At 69.4% G+C, this 16,851-nt stretch carries 14 protein-coding genes; 11 read left to right on the top strand and 3 right to left on the bottom strand.

What is annotated here, in order from left to right; all coding sequences use genetic code 11:
- Positions 1-40: 40 nt before the first annotated feature.
- The 9 genes from ADL25_RS39140 (at position 41) to ADL25_RS39180 (ending at position 11,517) form a co-directional block, all read left to right on the top strand.
- Positions 41-1,174, top strand: a complete 1,134-nt coding sequence (locus tag ADL25_RS39140) for a hypothetical protein (protein WP_059132668.1) — start codon at positions 41-43, stop codon at positions 1,172-1,174.
- A gap of 25 nt (positions 1,175-1,199) precedes the next feature.
- Positions 1,200-2,795, top strand: a complete 1,596-nt coding sequence (locus ADL25_RS39145) for an ethanolamine ammonia-lyase reactivating factor EutA (RefSeq protein ID WP_059132669.1) — start codon at positions 1,200-1,202, stop codon at positions 2,793-2,795.
- Positions 2,796-3,049: 254 nt separating this feature from the next.
- Positions 3,050-4,153, top strand: a complete 1,104-nt coding sequence (locus ADL25_RS39150) for an ABC transporter substrate-binding protein (RefSeq protein ID WP_059132670.1) — start codon at positions 3,050-3,052, stop codon at positions 4,151-4,153.
- 40 nt (positions 4,154-4,193) lie between these two features.
- A complete protein-coding gene (locus ADL25_RS39155; RefSeq protein ID WP_059132671.1) occupies positions 4,194-5,303 on the top strand; it encodes an ABC transporter substrate-binding protein in 1,110 nt (369 codons plus the stop codon).
- A 6-nt stretch (positions 5,304-5,309) separates the two neighbouring features.
- Positions 5,310-7,115, top strand: a complete 1,806-nt coding sequence (locus tag ADL25_RS39160; protein ID WP_059132672.1) for an ABC transporter permease — start codon at positions 5,310-5,312, stop codon at positions 7,113-7,115.
- 18 nt (positions 7,116-7,133) lie between these two features.
- A complete protein-coding gene (locus tag ADL25_RS39165) occupies positions 7,134-8,270 on the top strand; it encodes an ABC transporter ATP-binding protein (RefSeq protein WP_059132673.1) in 1,137 nt (378 codons plus the stop codon).
- A 3-nt stretch (positions 8,271-8,273) separates the two neighbouring features.
- Positions 8,274-9,503: an MFS transporter gene (locus tag ADL25_RS39170; protein WP_059132674.1), complete on the top strand. Its 1,230-nt coding sequence runs from the start codon at positions 8,274-8,276 to the stop codon at positions 9,501-9,503.
- A 42-nt stretch (positions 9,504-9,545) separates the two neighbouring features.
- Positions 9,546-10,613 (top strand): cupin domain-containing protein, encoded by a 1,068-nt coding sequence (locus ADL25_RS39175; RefSeq protein WP_059132675.1) that lies wholly within the window; start codon positions 9,546-9,548, stop codon positions 10,611-10,613.
- 16 nt (positions 10,614-10,629) lie between these two features.
- Positions 10,630-11,517, top strand: coding sequence for an AAA family ATPase (locus ADL25_RS39180; RefSeq protein WP_059132676.1), 888 nt, complete (start codon positions 10,630-10,632; stop codon positions 11,515-11,517).
- 71 nt (positions 11,518-11,588) lie between these two features.
- On the opposite strand, the gene ADL25_RS39185 is transcribed toward ADL25_RS39180, so the two are convergent.
- Positions 11,589-12,599: a cupin domain-containing protein gene (locus tag ADL25_RS39185; RefSeq protein ID WP_059132677.1), complete on the bottom strand. Its 1,011-nt coding sequence runs from the start codon at positions 12,597-12,599 to the stop codon at positions 11,589-11,591.
- A gap of 120 nt (positions 12,600-12,719) precedes the next feature.
- The gene (locus ADL25_RS39190; protein ID WP_079050888.1) at positions 12,720-13,508 is read right to left on the bottom strand and encodes a FadR/GntR family transcriptional regulator; all 789 of its coding nucleotides are present in this window, start codon (positions 13,506-13,508) and stop codon (positions 12,720-12,722) included.
- Between the two features lie 112 nt (positions 13,509-13,620).
- On the opposite strand from ADL25_RS39190, the gene ADL25_RS39195 reads away from it, so the two are divergent.
- On the top strand, positions 13,621-14,373 hold the full coding sequence (locus tag ADL25_RS39195; protein ID WP_323874558.1) for a class II aldolase/adducin family protein: 753 nt from the start codon (positions 13,621-13,623) through the stop codon (positions 14,371-14,373).
- A gap of 63 nt (positions 14,374-14,436) precedes the next feature.
- Positions 14,437-15,534 carry an ornithine cyclodeaminase family protein gene (locus ADL25_RS39200; RefSeq protein WP_059132679.1) on the top strand — a complete coding sequence of 366 codons (1,098 nt, stop codon included), beginning with the start codon at positions 14,437-14,439 and terminating at the stop codon, positions 15,532-15,534.
- 64 nt (positions 15,535-15,598) lie between these two features.
- Here the strand turns inward: ADL25_RS39200 and ADL25_RS39205 are convergent, their stop codons facing one another.
- Positions 15,599-16,645 (bottom strand): Gfo/Idh/MocA family protein, encoded by a 1,047-nt coding sequence (locus ADL25_RS39205; RefSeq protein WP_199839289.1) that lies wholly within the window; start codon positions 16,643-16,645, stop codon positions 15,599-15,601.
- Positions 16,646-16,851: the final 206 nt, after the last annotated feature.

A 16,851-nucleotide genomic window follows, 5' to 3' on the forward strand; every position in this document is an offset into this window, starting at 1 on the left:
GCACGTCATGTCGCAAGAGCCGACCAGGAAGGGCCGCTGAATGGCCAAGGATGCGCTCGTCAACGACTCCCTGGCGGCGAAGTTCGCCACGGAGAAGGAATCCCCCTACACCCGCTGGGTCGCCGCCGAGGGACTCGACATCATCGCGGCCCACTACATCCCAGATCTGCGTACCGTCGAGCTGAAGCCGTGGGAACGACGCGGTGGCCGGGGCGTCTTCATCAATCACGAGGCCACCCGCACCTCCAACGACTGCTACGTGTGCGAGATCCCGGCCGGCGGTGCACTCGCCCCCCAGCGGCAGCTGTTCGAGGAGATGATCCTGGTCCTCGACGGCCAGGGGTCGACGAAGGTCTGGAACGACTCCGGCGCCGAGGTCACCTTCGAGTGGCAGGCCGGATCGATCTTCGCCATTCCGCTCAACGCCCATCACCAGCACTTCAACGGCTCCGGCCGCAAGGCGGCGCGCTTCGTCTCCTCGACGAACCTGCCTCCCGTCATCAACCTCTACGGCGACCCGGACTTCGTCTTCAACACCCCGAGGGACTTCCCGGACCGCTTCGACGGCGAGCCCGACTACTTCTCCCCCAGGGGCGAGCAGAAGGGCCTGCTGCTCGACACGAACTTCGTCGCGGACGCGGTCAACCTTCCGCTGGTCGAGGCGAAGGAGCGGGGCGCGGGTGGTGGGCACATCCGCTTCGCGATGGCCAAGGGGTCGATGAACAGCCACATCTCCCAGTTCCCGACCGCGACGTACAAGAAGGGGCACCGGCATGGACCGGGCGCCCACGTCATCATCCTCTCCGGCGAGGGCTACAGCCTCATGTGGCCGGAGGGCGAGGAGCCCCGCCGCTACGAGTGGGGACCGGGCGCGTTGATCGTCCCGCCGAACATGTGGTTCCACCAGCACTTCAACACCGGTTCGGAGCCGAGCCGTTATCTGGCCTTCAAGCACGAGGTCGTGTCCGTACGCAACGCGCAGGGCGTGCCGAAGGCCTGGATCAGCCGGCGCATCGGCGGCGACCAGATCGACTACGCCGACGAGTCGTCCTATGTGCGTGAGACGTTCCGTGAGGCCCTGGCCAAGCACGGGATGGAGCCCAGGATGGATGCCGTGTACGAAGCGGAGCTCTCCACGCTCCCGCCGAGCCCGGAGCAGTCGGCCACCGTCTGACACAGGAAGTTGAGGAGCGGGAACCGTGCGGCACGCCGAAGACCACAACCATGACGACGGGGTGCGCACGGTTCATTCGGCGTACCTCCCCGACCACGACCATGTGCACGACGACGACGTGGCCGGGGCGCTCGAGGACAACCCGATCTGGCAGCAGGACAACGTCACCCTGCACAGCGTGGGCATCGACATCGGGTCCTCCGGCACCCAGGTCGTCTTCTCCCGCCTGCATCTACGGCGCATCGGCGAGGATCTGACGAGCCGGTACCTCGTGGTGCGGCGGGACACCCTGCACCGCTCCCCGGTGGAACTCACGCCCTACGCGAGCGACGAGTACATCGACGCCGAGGCCCTCGGCGCGATCATCGACGTGGCGTACAAGGAGGCGGCCGTCGATCCGGCCGACGTCGACACCGGTGTCGTGATCCTCACCGGCGAGGCGTTGCGCCGGCGCAATGCGGAGGCGATCGCCGCCGTCCTCGCCGAGCGCGGGGGCGAGCTGGTCAACGCGAGCGCGGGCCACCACATGGAGGCCATGCTGGCCGCCTACGGATCGGGAGCCGCGAAGGCGTCGTACGACACCGGGCGGCGCATCCTCAACGTCGACATCGGAGGCGGGACCACCAAGCTCGCCATGCTGGACCGGGGGCGGGTCGTCGCCACCGCCGCCGTGCACATCGGTGGCAGACTCCAGGTGGTCAACGCCGAGGGACGTATCATCCGGCTCGATCCGGCCGGCCGTGTGCACGCCGAGCGGGCCGGGTTCGCGGGCTGGACGTACGGTGGCACCGTCCGGGGCGAGGAACTGGACCGCGTGGCCGAGGCGATGGCGGACACGCTGGTCGAGGCCCTCACCGCGGCGGCGCCCGGCGCACACGTCCGGGACCTGTTCCTCACCGAGCCGCTGCCCGAACTCGCCCCGGTCGACGGGGTGATGTTCTCGGGCGGGGTCGCCGAGTACGTCTACGACAGGGAGCGTACGGACTTCGGAGACCTCGGTCGCCGGCTGGGACGCGCGCTGCGCCGGCGGCTGGACGACGGTGCACTGCCGTATCCCTTGCTTCCGCCGGGCGAGTGCATCCGCGCGACGGCGGTGGGCGCATCGGAGTACAGCGTCCAGCTCAGCGGCAACACCGGGTTCATCTCGGACCCGGACGCATTGCTGCCGCGCCGCAACCTGCAGGTGCTCAGACCGGCGTACGAGCTCGGCGAGAGGGTCGACAGCGGCGCGGTCGAGTCGGCGGTCCGCCGGCATCTGGTCGCCCTGGACGTCGCGCAGACGGGTGCGGACATCGCCCTCGCCCTGACGTGGAGCGGGCCGCCGAGCTACGACCGGCTGCTGCCCTTCGCACGCGGCATCCGGGACGCGCTCGCCGAACGGCTCGCCCAGGGAAAGCCGTTGTACGTCGTGCTCGACGGCGATGTGGCACTCACGCTCGGCCGGCTGTTGCGGGACGAGCTGGACGTCACCGCCGATCTGCTCGTCATCGACGGACTGAGCCTGCGGGACTTCGACTACGTCGACATCGGACGGGTGCGCTTCCCGTCCCGCACGGTGCCGGTCACGATCAAGTCGCTCGTCTTCGGACCGGATCCCGGCCGAACTCCCGACTCCCCATGACCCGAAGCCCAGGGGTGTGAACTCCTCGTCCCCGGGCCGTAACAATAGAGTAAAGCTCTTGTCCGATGGTTAGACCATAAGACCGACCCTGCTGTTTTATGCAGGAACCCGGCACTCGGACGGACGCGAACCGCAGCCGCAAGCCGCTCCGCCGACGACTCACCACCCGCCGTCGGCGCGACCGCACCGCTCCCCCACACTCTGTGCCCTTCCCGTCCGCCCTCGAGCCATCCGCTTCGTCCAAGGAGTGTGCGATGCGTCAAGGTGCTCTCCCCGTCGGCCTCCTGGTCGGCGGCCTCATCCTCACCGGCTGCGGCGCTTCGCCGACGACGGGAACCGCCGGCTCCGCCCCCGACAAGAACCCCTACGCCGCGTACGAGTCCCTCACCGGCAAGGAGCGCACGGACAAGCTTCTCGCCGACGCCAAGAGCGAGGGCGGCGTACTGGACCTGTACACCTCCAACACCGACATCCAGGACCTCGTCGACGGGTTCCAGAAGGCCTACCCGGGAATAAAGGTCCACGCGTTCCGGGCCAACTCCGAGACGGTTCTGCAGCGCGCGCTGCAGGAGAACCAGGCGAACAAGCCGCAGAACGACGTCATGGACACCAATGACCTCGAACTGCGGGCCCTCGACGGCCAGCACCTGCTCCACGCCTACAAGGGGCCCGCCGAAGCGGGTCTGAAGGACACCGCGAAGAACCTCGGAGGATGGACGGCCGAACGGTTCAACGCCTTCGTCGTCGGCTGGAACACCGACAAGGTCAAGGCGGGCCAGGAACCGAAGGACTTCGCCGACTTCGCCGACCCGAAGTGGAAGGGCAAGCTCTCCGTCGAGGTCGGCGACTGGGACTGGTACGCGTCGATGCACACGTATCTGACCGAGGAGAAGGGCATGAGCCCCTCCGCCGTGGACGCCCTGTTCAAGAAGATCGCCGCGAACATCAAGGTCGTCAAGGGCCACACTGTGCAGGGTGAATTGCTCAGCGCCGGCCAGTTCGCCGTGGCCCTCTCGGTCTACAGTCACACCGTCGACAAGGCGGCCAAAAAGGGCGCGCCCGTGGCCTGGCGGCCCGCCGTCGAACCGGTGATCCTCCGCCCGAACGGCATCGCGCTGATGGCCCGTCCACGTCACCCGGCCGCGGCCCTGCTGTGGACCGACTGGGTGCTCACCGAGGGCCAGAAGATCATCGCCGAGTCGCTGCGGATCCCGGCGGCCAAGAGCGTGCCCGGCTTCAAGGACCCGATCCCCGCCGGCACCACCACCTACAGCCTCTCGAAGACGGCCGAGACCGACACCAAGAAATGGAACACCGCCTACGACGCGCTGCTGCGCGGCGTCCCCACGGCGGGCTGACCGCACTCCCCCTTCACGCCCTTCTCCAGGAGAGCACCGCATGAGGACCCGTAACACCACCCTCGCCCTGGCCGGACTACTGGTCGCGGCCGCCACCACCGGATGCGGCGGCGCCGTCACCACGGCGTCCAACGCCAAGGCGGACGGCACCTACGCGCAGATCGCCGCCCTCCCCAAGGACCAACAGGTCGCCAAAGCCAAGGAGCTCGCCCAGAAGGAGGGCAGAACTCTCTCCCTCTACACCTCGATGACCGCGGACATCGCGACCCCGATCGCGCAGGCCTTCGAGAAGCAGTACGGCATCCACGTCAGCGTCTTCCGCGGCAACTCCGAGACGGTCCTGCAGCGGGCGCTGCAGGAGGCGCAGGCCGGCAAGGCCGGCGCGGACACGGTGGAGACCAACTTCCTGGAGATGACGGCCCTGTCCGACAACAACCTCCTGGCGGACTTCAACGGCTCCTCGCTCGACAAGGTCGAGCCGGCCGGCAAGTTCGCGCACTGGACGGCGAGTCGGCTGAACGTCTTCCAGCCCGCGTGGAACACCGATCTGATCAAGCCCGCCGACGAGCCGCACAGCTGGGAGGACCTCGCCCTGCCCAAGTACAAGGGCAAGCTGACGCTCGAGGTCAGCGACAGCGACTGGTTCGAGAACGTCACCAAGTACTGGCTGGACCAAGGCAAGTCGCAGGCCGAGGTGGACAAGCTCTGGAAGGCCATCGTCGCCAACTCCAAGGTGTCCAAGGGTCACACGACGATGATGCAGTTCCTCTCCGCCGGCCAGTCGCCGATGGAGGCGATGAACTACACCTACATCACGGACCGCGCGGCCGAGAAGGGCGCCCCCGTCACCCACCTGCCGCAGGGCGGGGTGTCGAAGATACCCGCCTTCGCCCGGCCCAATGGCGTCGGCATGATCAAGAACGCGCAGCATCCGGCCGGCGCCTGGCTCTTCTACAACTGGCTGCTGACCGACGGGCAGAAGGAACTCGTCAAGCTCGGGCTCACGCCGTCGACGAAGGTCCCCGGGGACAAGAGCCTCACCGGCCTCACCCTCGTCCCCTTCGACGTCAAGGGCCTCAGCAAGGACGACGGCTCCTGGGACAAGAAGTACGACGCGCTGCTGCGCGGCGCCGCCACGACGGGGAGCTGACCACCGATGACCCTCGCACCCACGTCCACCACCGCTCGGGACGACGACCCCGAAGCCCGTCCCGGACGCACACCACAGCCCGCGGAGGACCGCAGGGCGCACCGGCTGCTGCGCCTGCTGCGGCGCCCGCTGTCCCTGCAGGGCCTGCTGGTCGGCGGCGCCGTCGTCGTGGTCGGATACCTGGCGATCGTGCCCCTGGGCTACCTGATCCACGACACCTTCCTCAGCGCCGACGGCAGCGGCCTCTCCTTCAACGCGTTCGCACGTGCCTACGGCGGCAACTCGCAGTCCGGCGAGATGATGCTGAACTCGCTGTGGTTCGCCCTCGGTTCGGCCGCACTCGCGCTCGTCCTCGGCACGGCCCTGGCGTATGTGCAGGTAAGGACGGACACCCCGTTCAAGGGACTGTTCTTCGCGGCCTCGCTCGTGCCGCTCATCGTGCCGGGCATCCTGTACGCCACCTCGTGGATCTTCCTCGGGGATCCCTCGAGCGGGCTCCTCAACTCACTCGTCTTCAAGCCCCTGTTCGGCTCCTCCCCGATCAACATCTACAGCGTCTGGGGCATGATCTGGGTACAGGGGCTGCACCTCGCCCCGGTGGCGTTCCTGCTGATGGTGGCCGCCTTCCGGGCGATGGATCCCTCGCTGGAGGAATCCGCCGCCATGTCGGGGGCCAACCGCCTCACGGTCCTGCGCCGGGTCACGGTTCCGCTGCTGCGGCCCGCCATGATCTCCGCGGCACTGCTGATGTTCGTGCAGTCCCTGGAGAGCTTCGAGGTGCCCGGACTGCTCGGACTGCAGAACGGCATCTATGTGTTCACGAGCCGGATCTACTTCGTCCTGCGCGCCTACCCCATCGACTACGGAGCCGCCGGCGCCTACGCCATCGGACTGCTGGTCATCGCGGCGGTCGGCGTGCTGGTCTCCAGCTGGCTCCAGCGCTCCTCGCGCAACTTCCAGACGGTGACGGGCAAGGCGTTCCGGCCTCGCCCGGTCGAGCTGGGCAGGGCGCGACCGTTCGTGGGCGCCGGAGTGATCCTCTACTTCCTGCTCACGGTGGTCCTGCCGGTCGCCGTCCTCGTGTACGCCTCGTTGCTGAAGTACTACGCCGCACCGACCCGCAAGACCCTCAGCCAGATGAGCCTGGCCAACTACCGTGCCGTCTTCGACATGCCGCTGGCCTTCACGGCGCTGAAGAACTCGCTCATCGTGGGCGTGGGTGCCGCGACAGCGGTGATGCTCCTGACCGCGATCGTCTCCTGGGTGGTCCTGCGCACCAGGGCCCCGGGCCGACGGCTGCTCGACCTGCTGGCCTTCACCCCCATCGTGATCCCCGGTCTCGTTCTCGGTCTGGCGCTGTCGTTCGTCTATCTGCGCATGTCGCTGCCGATCTACGGCACGCTCCTCATCCTTCTGGTGTCGTACTGCACGCGGTACCTGCCGTACGGCATGCGGTACTCCTCGTCCGCGATGGCGCAGATGTCACCCGAGCTCGAGGAGTCGGCGGCGGTCTCCGGCGCCTCGTGGTTCCAGACCTTCCGCCGTGTGCTGCTGCCGCTGATGAGCGGCGGCATCCTGGCCGGCTGGGTCTACATCCTCGTCGTGTCCTTCCGCGAGCTGTCCAGCACGATCCTCCTGTACAGCCCCGGCAAAGAGGTGTTGTCGGTGCTGATCTGGGAGCAGTTCGAGAACGGCCAGTTCACCACCCTGGCCGCCCTGGGCGTCTGCATGGTCGTCCTGCTCGTCGTCCTCGTCTCCATTGCCTACCGCCTGGGTGCCCGTTTCGGGCTGCAGAGCGACTCCGCGAACTGATCGAAGGGACCTTCAGCGATGTTGACGGTCGAATCCCTCAAGAAGAGTTACGACGACACCTCCGGGCGCGCTTCCGGGCGGCGATCCGACGCGGGCACGCGTGTGTTCGCCGTCGGCGGGGTCGACTTCGAGGTGCACGACGGCGAGCTGTTCACGCTCCTCGGCCCCTCCGGCTGCGGAAAGACCACCACCCTGCGCTCCGTCGCCGGACTGGAACGCCCGACGGAGGGCCGGGTGACACTGGGCGGGCGCGTGCTGTTCGACTCCAAGCACGGTGTCAACATGCGCGCCAACCAGCGCGGACTCGGCATGGTCTTCCAGTCGTACGCCATCTGGCCGCACATGTCGGTCTTCAAGAACGTGTCGTTCCCGCTGGAGGTGATGCCCCGCGCCAAGCGCCCCGGCCGCAAGGAGATCGAGGACCGCGTCGGCCAGGTCCTCGAGGTCACCGAACTCGGAGCCTACGCGGCCCGGGCCGCCACCAAGCTCTCCGGCGGCCAGCAGCAGCGCCTGGCTCTGGCCCGCGCCCTGGTGACCCGGCCGGAGCTGATGCTCCTGGACGAACCACTGTCCAATCTGGACGCCAAGCTGCGCGAGACCATGCGTTTCGAACTCAAGCGCCTTCAGCGGGAGCTGAATCTCACCGCGATCTACGTCACCCACGACCAGTCCGAGGCGCTGGTGATGTCGAACCGCATCGCGGTGATGAACCAGGGCCGTATCGAGCAGATCGGCAAGCCCCGCGAGATCTACACCAAGCCGGCCACGAGGTTCGTCGCCGAGTTCATCGGCACCTCCAACTTCATCGAGGCGAAGGTCGTCTCGGTGTCGGGCGGTGAGGTCCAGGTGGACGCGGCACAGGGCCGCCTCGTGGCACATGGGGTGGAGACGGCGCCCGCGGTCGGTGACACGGTGCTCATCTCGATCCGCCCCGAGTGCGTCGACCTGTCCCGCGAGCGGCGGGGCGATGTGCCCAACGAGTGGTCGGGCACGGTCCTCACCCGCGCCTTCATGGGCGACGTCGTGGACCACATCGTGGGTGTGGGCGATCTGGAGGTCCGCAACCGTTCCAATCCCAATCTGTCGATCCCGCCGGGAACCGAAGTGCACTTCTCGGTCGCCCCGGACAAGGTGACCCTCGTCCCGGTCGACTGACCGATGGCGATACCCGAGGTACTGCGCAACAGGGACTTCGACCTCTACTGGGGCGGCGTCGTCTTCTCCCAGATCGGGACCAGGGGCGCCGTCGCCGCCAACCTCTACCAGGTCTACCAGCTCACCGGCTCGACCGCGCAGGTGGGACTCGTCGGTCTGGCCCAAGCGGTGGCCCTGCTGGTGCTGTCACCGGTCGGCGGGATCTACGCCGACCGGCTGGACCGCCGGCGCCTGGTCCAGGTCACCCAGGGCGTCGCACTGCTGGTGTCGGCGGCCCTCGCCGCGATCACCCTGGCGGGCGCCGCCACGGTGTGGTCGGTCGTGGTCTCCTCGCTGCTGGCAACGGCGGCCGCGACGTTCGACCAGCCTGCGCGGCAGGCGCTGATCCCGGCGATGGTGCCGCGCGAACGGCTCGTCGAGGCGTTCGCACTGCTCAACCCGTCGCGCGAACTGGCCATTTTGGTGGGCCCCGCGTTCGCGGGTGTGTTGATCGCCGTCGGCGGCCCGGGGGCGGTGTACGTCTTCGACGCCGTCACCTACGCCGCGCTCGTCGTCGTCCTCGCCCTGTTGCGGGTGCCTCCCCTGGCGGGCGGCGGCGAGCGGCGGTCCCTGCTGGGAAGCCTGCGCGAGGGCGTTCGCTACGTGGCGGAACGGCCCGTCGTCTGGCAGTTGATGGGCCTGGACATGACCGCCACGGTCTTCGGCGCCTACCGGGTGCTGCTGCCCGCCTTCGCCGCAGACGTCCTGCATGTGGGCGCCACCGGCTACGGACTGCTGTCCGCGGCCCCCTCGGCAGGCGCGCTTATCGGCTCGGTATGGGTGTTCCGGCTGGTGCGCACGGCGCGCGCCGGCCGGATCGTGCTCTGGGGCACGGCGGCCTACGGCCTGGCCGTGGTGGGCCTGGCCCAGTCGCGCACGTTCCCGGTGGCGATCGCCATGGCCCTCGCCCTGGGGGCGGCGGACGCCGTCGCGACCACCGTCCGCCACGCCGCGGTCCAGGTGGAGACGCCGGACGAGCTGCGCGGCCGGGTCTCCGCCATCTACCAGATGTGTTCACGCGGCGGTCCGGCGATCGGCGACTCGGTGATGGGCCTGGCCGCCGGCGCGCTCGGCCCGGTTCTGGCACTGACCCTCGGCGGTCTGGTCCCTGCCGCCGTGTCGGGCGCAAGCGCGGCCCGCAGCCGCACGGTACGCGAGTACAGCGTGCCCACGGCCCAGCCGGCCACCTCCTGATCCTCCGACTCCGTGTGCATTTCGTTCTGTTGGGAGACACGCTTGAGTACGCACACCACGACCGAGGTCACTCACTACCACGTACAGAAGCGCCGACGAGCCGCCTTCATCGAGGAGTGGCGCAAGAACCAGCGCACCGTCGTCGCCCTCGAGGACGTCGAGATGCACCCCACCGAGCGGGGCAGCCGCGTGGGCGTCTACGTTGGAGCCGACGGTGACCGGCCCACCCGCACCATGGACGCGCTGGCCCATGAACTGGACCCGGGCACCGTGACCACGCTGCACCGGCACTCATGGGATGCCATGGTGTTCGTGGTGGCCGGCCGGGGCTGGACCGAGATCGACGGCAAGCGCATCGACTGGGGGCCGGGCGACTCGCTGCACCTGCCTGCCTGGTCCTGGCACCGCAGCGGCAACGAGAGCGAGACCACGACGCGCTACCTCACCTTCTCCAGCGCGCCGCTGCTGGAGACGATGGGCATGGCCGTCCTCGAGGACGCGGGCCACACCCCCGTGTCCGAACTGCCGCCGCGCCCGCCGTTCTCGCCGGGCCGTGACGGTGCCGACCCGTACGCGACGCGGCTGCGGCGACTCGCCCGCGACCAGGAGGCACGCCGCTCGGGCCGACTGCACACCAGCTGGGACGAACTGGAGCTGCGCAACACCCCGCGCGGCACACGCACCACGTTCCTGCTGGACCGCGCCATCGGCTACCAGGCCTCCGGCATCACGATGGCGATGTTCGAGATCGCCCCGGGCCGGGCCCAGTCCATGCACCGGCATCCCGGCGAGGCCTGGCTGTATGTCGTCGAGGGCAGCGGCGAGAGCTATCTGGGCACAGAGCCGGAAGGCGGCGAGCGGCACCCCTGGAAGAAGGGCGACATCATCGTCGTCGACCACTTCCTGTGGCACCAGCACATCAACTCCGCGAAGGACCGCACGGCGAAGGTGGTGCGGATCCACATGTTCGACAGTCTGCTGGAGACGATGCGCGCCCTGTGCGATCCGCTGGTGCTGTTCGAGGAGCCGCCGGAGCACATCCGGGACGCGCAGGCCGGTGACCCCACGACCGTCCAGTGGCCGGCGCTCACGCGCCCCACCTGGCCGTGAACGGGGGCCGCAAGCGGTGAGCACTGCACTGCCGCACGGTGTCGCCGGGATCCATGCGCTGCCCGCCGACCATCATGACGGGCCGTGGGACTCGGTGATCATCGACCCGCGGGTCAAGGAGAGGCTGCTCGCGACCGCCGTCCTCGTGCTCAGGCACGGGCGGCGGCTCGCCGGTTCGCCCGTCGCACCGCACGGTCTGGTCGTGTTGGCCGGACCGCCGGGCACCGGCAAGACGACGCTGGCCCAGGGGCTTGCGCAGGCCGCCGCCCGCACTCTGGCCCCGCACGGTGCGACGACGCTCGTCGAGGTCGATCCGCACGCCTTCCCCAGCGAGATGCTGGGCGAGAGCCAGCGCGCCGTCTCACGGCTGTTCCGCGAGACGCTCCCGGAGCTGGCCGCCCGCCGGCCCCACACCCTGGTCCTCGTCGACGAGGTCGAGGCGCTCGCGGTTCGGCGCCACGCGGCGTCCTTCGACACCAACCCGGTCGACGTCCACCGGGCCACCGACGCCGTGCTCAGTGGTCTGGACTCGTTGCGGGCGCAGCGCCCCGGCACCCTGCTCGTCGTCACGACGAACTTCGCCGAGGCCGTCGACGAGGCGTTCCTCTCGCGCGCCGACCTCGTGGTGCACACCGAACTGCCCGACGAGTCGGTGGTCCCGCTGATCGTGGCCGACTCGCTGCGCGGTCTGGCGGCGCAGTGGCCCGAACTGGCCGCGCTGGCCGAGGACACGGCCGTGCACCAGCGGGTGGGCAAGCTTCTGACCGGTCTGGACGGGCGCCGGATCCGCAAGACCGTGCACGGGGCGCTCGCTCTGCGCCTGGAGACGGCCCGGGAGCCCGCCCTGTTGAGCGTCGACGACCTCGTCGCCGCCGCGGAGGAGGCCGCGACGGCGCGCCCGTGACAGGCATGTGCAAGGAGTGGCTTCGGCCCCACACCCAGTGGCACGGTGTGGGGCCGAAGTGTTCCGGTCGGTCAGGCGTTCTGCCCGGCCTGGTACTCGGGAGCGTCCTCCATGAAGTGCACCGTGTCGTACCCGAGGTGCTTGAAGACGCGGTTCTGCGCCGACAGCAGCCGCAGCGGCGTGCCGTCGTAGGAGAAGAGCTGGCACACGTGGTTCTGCGGCACATACAGCGTGTCGCCCTTGGTGATCTCGTGCCGGGTCGGCTCCAGGGCGACCCGCGCGTAGTACTTCTCGGCGATCTCCGCCTCGACCTCCCACTGGAGGGCGTACCCGCTGCCGTCGAGCACGTAGTACACCTCGTCGGCCATCTTCCAGTACTTGCCCGAGCGGCTGCCGGCGGGGATGTCGAGCTCGAAGGCGTCGATGGAGAAGATGCGGGCGTCGGTGCGTTCGGGCGAGGACATCACCCGGACGCGGCCGAGCGGGGTGTTCTCCCAGGTGGTGTCGGCCAGGGAGATGACCTTCTTGCGGTCCGTGACGCCGGGTGTCCAGATCCGGGACCAGTCCTCACGGGGTCCGAACTCGGCCTCGCGCTCGACCGGGCCGCTGCGGCCCTGCTGCCACAGGCCCATGAACATCCAGGTGCTCTTGGCCTTGACCACCAGGGCGGTGGCCGTCTCGTCGTAGGGGTTGAAGTGGCGGTGCACCGAGTCGGTGTGGACGAAGACGAGGTCGTCCTTGGTCCAGTCGTAGCGCTGGTCGTCGTGGATCTCGTAGCCCCGGCCCTGGAGGATGTAGAAGGCCGCCTCGTTCTGGTGTCCGTGTCCGTGATTGCTTGACTCGGGCGGCAGTTCGACGAAGTGGACCTGGATCGTCTGGGTGAGGAAGTCCTCGTCCCCGGGTCCGACCCTCCACCACGTCCGGGACTTCTCGCTGTCGCCCGAGTGCGCCACCTTCGCGTCGTCGACGACCACGGAGTCGTCGCGGACCCGCTGGACGGCGAGCTGCCTGCGACGGTACTCGCCGAGCCCGTACGTCTCCGAGGTCAGGCCGCGGACGAAGACTCGTCCCTTCTTGCCCATGGTGCCTCCTGTGATGGCCGAAGCCTCTTTCAATCGCCTTATGGTCTAACCATAATGCCTTCGCCGGGAGCACAAAAGAGCCCCGGGCCCAACCGGACCCGGGGCATGGCAACTTCGGGGTCACCTGCTCCGGCCGTCGCCCTTCACCCGGGAAGCGGTCCGCTGCAGGTGCGTACGCATGATCTCCGTCGCGGCCTCGGCGTCACGTGCCGCGATGGCCTCGACGAACTTGCGGTGCTCCTTCGATCCGCGGTGCCCCATCTGCGGTTCGATGCTCTGCGCCTCACGCAGACTCATCAGCAGCGGGCCGTGGAATGACTGGACGAGCATCTCGATCGCGCCGTTGTGCGTGCATGCGGCGACCCTGGTGTGGAAGTCCGCCGACATCTCCATGTCGTAGGTGCCCTGCTTGACGGCCTCCGCATGCTCGTCGCACAGGGCGCGCAGTGCGTCGAGGTCCTCCTCCGTGGCGCGCTCGATGATGAGGGGCACGATGCCGAGCTCGAAGACGAGCCGGGCCTCGGTGACCTCGGTGGCGGTCAGCGGCGACAGCGACAGCAGATCGGCGAGCCCCTCACCCACGCGCCGCGACGACGGAGCCGTCACGAACGCGCCGCCGCGGGCACCGAGCCGGATCTCGACAAGGCCGCTGGCCTCCAGGCTGCGCAGCGCCTCACGCACGGTCACCCGGCTCACCCCGAACTGCGTACACAGCTCGCGCTCACTGGGCAGCCGGTCACCGGGCTGCAGGCGCTCCTCCTTCAGGAGCATCCGGATCTGGTCGACGATCAGCTGCGAGACACGACTGGAGGAGACCGCCTTGAACAGCCCCTCGGCCGGGGCGGCCGCCTTGACGGGGTTCTCGGCTTCGGTGTCAGCACGCTGAGCCTGGCTGGGTCGCGATGGCATGTGCGCATTGTCCCATGACCAGGAGCTTCATTGACGCCCTTCGTCGCAATGGCTTAAAGTCATACCAACAGGCCAATACAGTGGACGCAATCCAAGGGGTGTGCGAATCCAGGTGGAGTCCTACGAAGCACTTCGTGACCGCGTCGCCATCGCCTGCCGTGTACTCGCCGTCACGGGCCTCGTCGAACACATCCTGGGTCACGTGAGCGCCCGGACCGGCCCGGACACCCTGCTGATACGCGGACGCGGACCCGCCGAGCGCGGGCTCGCCTTCACGGTCGTCGAAGACGTGCAGCAGGTCGACCTCGCCGGCACCGGCTCGACCCCCTCCGGATGGAAGGCGCCGAGCGAACTGCCCATCCACACCGAGATCCTGCGGTCACGGCCGGAGATCACGGCCGTGGTGCACGCCCATCCGCCCGCTGTGGTCGCCGCGTCCGTGGCGGACCTGCCCTGGCTCCCCCTCATCGGCTCGTACGACATCCCGGCCGCCCGGCTCGCCCAGGACGGGATCCCTGTCTGGCCCCGCTCGGCCCTGATCCGCAGGCGGGACCTGGCCGAGGAGATGGCGGACCACCTCGGGGACCGCCCCGTGGTCGTACTGCGGGGGCACGGACTCGTGGCCGTCGGCACCGGCGATCCCGCCCACGCCGTCGCCGAGGCCGTCACCCGGGCCCTGGCGGTGGACTCCCTGGCGCGCACGACCCTGGCCGTGGCGGCCACCGGGGCGCCTCTGCGCCCGATTCCCGTCGAGGACATCGACGAACTGCCCGACCTCGGCCCGGCGTTCAACGTATCGGCAATGTGGCGCCATCTAGCGGCCCGGGCGGAGCACGAGGGCCCGAGCGTGCCCCTGCGTCCCTGAGCGGCCCCTCCGTACTCACCGGGCCCGGCGCGCCCCCTCCCCCGCACGGCCGAACGGAGGATCATGCTCGTCCTGAACAACGAGGTCACTGCCGCCGTACTCACAATGCCCGACGTGGTGCGCGCCCTCGAGGAGTCGTACCGGGACCTGGCCGAGGGAATCGGTGTGTGCCGCCCACGCATCGATCTGGCCCTGCCGGTGGACGACGAGCGCGTCTACCAGTGGGGGACGATGGAGGGCGGCTCGGCGCGCAGCGGCTATGTGGCCATCCGGATGAAGTCGGACGTGCTCACCGAAGCCGGTCCCCCCGGCAGTCGCACCCAGGAGAAGTACTGTGTGCGCCCCGGGATGTTCTGCGGGCTGGTGCTCCTGCTGGACGCCCGCACGGGAGAGCCCGTCGCACTGCTCAACGACGGGCTGTTGCAGCACCTGCGCGTGGGTGCAGACTCGGCCATCGGCGTGCGTCTCGGTGCCCGGGAGGACGCCCGCGTGCTGGGCCTGCTCGGTTCCGGCGGCATGGCGCGCAGCCACATCGAAGCCCTCCTGACCGTCCGCCCTCTGGAACGGGTGCAGGTCTACAGCCCCACCCGTTCCCACCGCGAGCGCTTCGCCGCCCGGATGCGGGAATTGCACGGCCTTGAGGTGGTGGCGGTCGACGACCCCGAGAGCGCCCATCACGGCGCCGACCTCGTGGCCGGCTGTACCGACGCGGTCGGCGACGTCGTCCTGGGCCGCCGGCTTCGCCCGGGCACGCACGTCACCTGCATCGGCGGACGCCCGGACTCCGACGCACGAGAGCGCTTCGACGTGTGGCTGCGGCTCGGCAGCGCCAGCGTGCCGTCGTCGGCGCCCGACTGGGCAACCGACGACGAGTACGTGACCTACCGTGCCCGCCCGGAGGCCGCCGTCTGGGACCGCCATCAGCACGGCAGAGGATCGCGCCGGCCGCCGAGCGACACACGGGTCGTCCACCTCGAGGACGTATTGGCCGGACGTGCCCGGGCCCGGGACGACGACCGCCAGGTGACGTTCTCCGAACGCGGCAACATCCAGGGCGCCCAGTTCCACGCCCTCGCGGCGATCGTCTACGAGCGCGCCCGTGAACGCGGCCTGGGCCACGAGATCCCCCGCGACTGGCTGTTGCAGGACATCCGGGACTGAGGGCTCCCCCACGAGCCTTCGGCCGCACGCCTGTTTCCCGGCTCCCGGCGGTAGCCGGAACGGGTCACCCGGCCGCGGCCTGATCCTTCGATCCACCGCGCAGCGGCAGCCCGGAGGCACGGTAAATGCTGTCGAGGACGCCCATGTTCGTCACCGCGTCCCTGGCGGACGTGAGGACCGGGCCGCCGTCCAGGACGGCGGCGGCGAACGCCTCCAGTTGGCAGGCGTAGCTCGACGGGTTCCGCGGCACACGCTCACGCCGCACCGTGCGCCCTCCCCCGCCGCGTGGCGCACGGATCGTCAACCGGTGGTAGAGCTGGGGCATCAGGAAGTTGGTCACCCTCAGCTCGCCGCTCGAGCCGACCGCCCGGGCCCGGATCGACAGCACATGACGCGACCACATGGACGCCCTGACCCGTCCGGTCACCCCGTCCGGGAATTCGAGTTCGGCACTCATGGCACGGTCGATGCGCGGGTCCTTGCGCAACGTCAGCATCCTGGCCGAGGTCACCGCGGGGTCGCCGTTGCCGAGCAGCCGGGCGACGTGCACGGCGTAGCAGCCTGCGTCCATCGTCGCGCCGCCCGCAAGTGCGTAGTCGTACCGGATGTCACTGAACCGGGGTAGCGGAAAGCACACTTCGGCTTCGACGTGACGCAGCTTTCCCAGCTCGCCGCCCGCCACGATCGCTCGCATCCGTTCGGCGAGCGAGTGATGGCGGTAGTGGAAGGCCTCCATCACCACCAGGCCGCTGCGCGCGAACGCGGCGTCGGCGGCGTCCGCGACGCGTTCGGCTTCGGCGCGGTCGGCGGCGAACGGCTTCTCGCACAGCACGTGCTTGCCGGCCTCGAGGGCTTTCAGGGTCCACTGGGCGTGCAACCCGTTGGGGAGGGGCACGTACACGGCGTCCACCCGCGGGTCGGCAAGCAGTGCGTCGTAGTCGGCGTGGACCACCGGGATGCCGTGCTTGCGGGCGAACGTCTCGGCGCGTTGCCGGTCCCGAGCCGCGACGGCGGTCACGGTGACGCGCCGCATCAGACGTGCGGGCTTGATCAGCGCGCTCGGCGCGATGGCGGCCGCACCGAGCAGGCCGATCCGAAGGTCCCTGGACACGGCGACCAGTGTGCCAGCCGTGCCGGTGGATGCAGAAGCGCCCGCCGGCGTCGAAAGCACTCCGGCAACGGGACGGCAGGCGACGGCCAACAGCCCTCCCCGACAAGGCCGTCGCGGGAGAGCGCACGTCCGGCCGTCCATTCCTGCCCGTCCGACGTACGAGCCTACGACTCCGCCTATTTTCAGCGATTTATGCTTCACTGTCC

This window comes from Streptomyces sp. NRRL F-5122, assembly GCF_001507435.1.
GTDB lineage: Bacteria > Actinomycetota > Actinomycetes > Streptomycetales > Streptomycetaceae > Streptomyces > Streptomyces lannensis.

What these genes read in the sequence shown, in the direction of transcription:
- ADL25_RS39140 (WP_059132668.1), top strand. Translation starts at nt 41, where the DNA reads ATGGCCAAGGATGCGCTCGTCAACGACTCCCTGGCGGCGAAGTTCGCC.
- ADL25_RS39150 (WP_059132670.1), top strand. Translation starts at nt 3,050, where the DNA reads ATGCGTCAAGGTGCTCTCCCCGTCGGCCTCCTGGTCGGCGGCCTCATC.
- ADL25_RS39155 (WP_059132671.1), top strand. Translation starts at nt 4,194, where the DNA reads ATGAGGACCCGTAACACCACCCTCGCCCTGGCCGGACTACTGGTCGCG.
- ADL25_RS39160 (WP_059132672.1), top strand. Translation starts at nt 5,310, where the DNA reads ATGACCCTCGCACCCACGTCCACCACCGCTCGGGACGACGACCCCGAA.
- ADL25_RS39165 (WP_059132673.1), top strand. Translation starts at nt 7,134, where the DNA reads ATGTTGACGGTCGAATCCCTCAAGAAGAGTTACGACGACACCTCCGGG.
- ADL25_RS39170 (WP_059132674.1), top strand. Translation starts at nt 8,274, where the DNA reads ATGGCGATACCCGAGGTACTGCGCAACAGGGACTTCGACCTCTACTGG.
- ADL25_RS39185 (WP_059132677.1), bottom strand. Translation starts at nt 12,599, where the DNA reads ATGGGCAAGAAGGGACGAGTCTTCGTCCGCGGCCTGACCTCGGAGACG.
- ADL25_RS39190 (WP_079050888.1), bottom strand. Translation starts at nt 13,508, where the DNA reads ATGCCATCGCGACCCAGCCAGGCTCAGCGTGCTGACACCGAAGCCGAG.
- ADL25_RS39200 (WP_059132679.1), top strand. Translation starts at nt 14,437, where the DNA reads ATGCTCGTCCTGAACAACGAGGTCACTGCCGCCGTACTCACAATGCCC.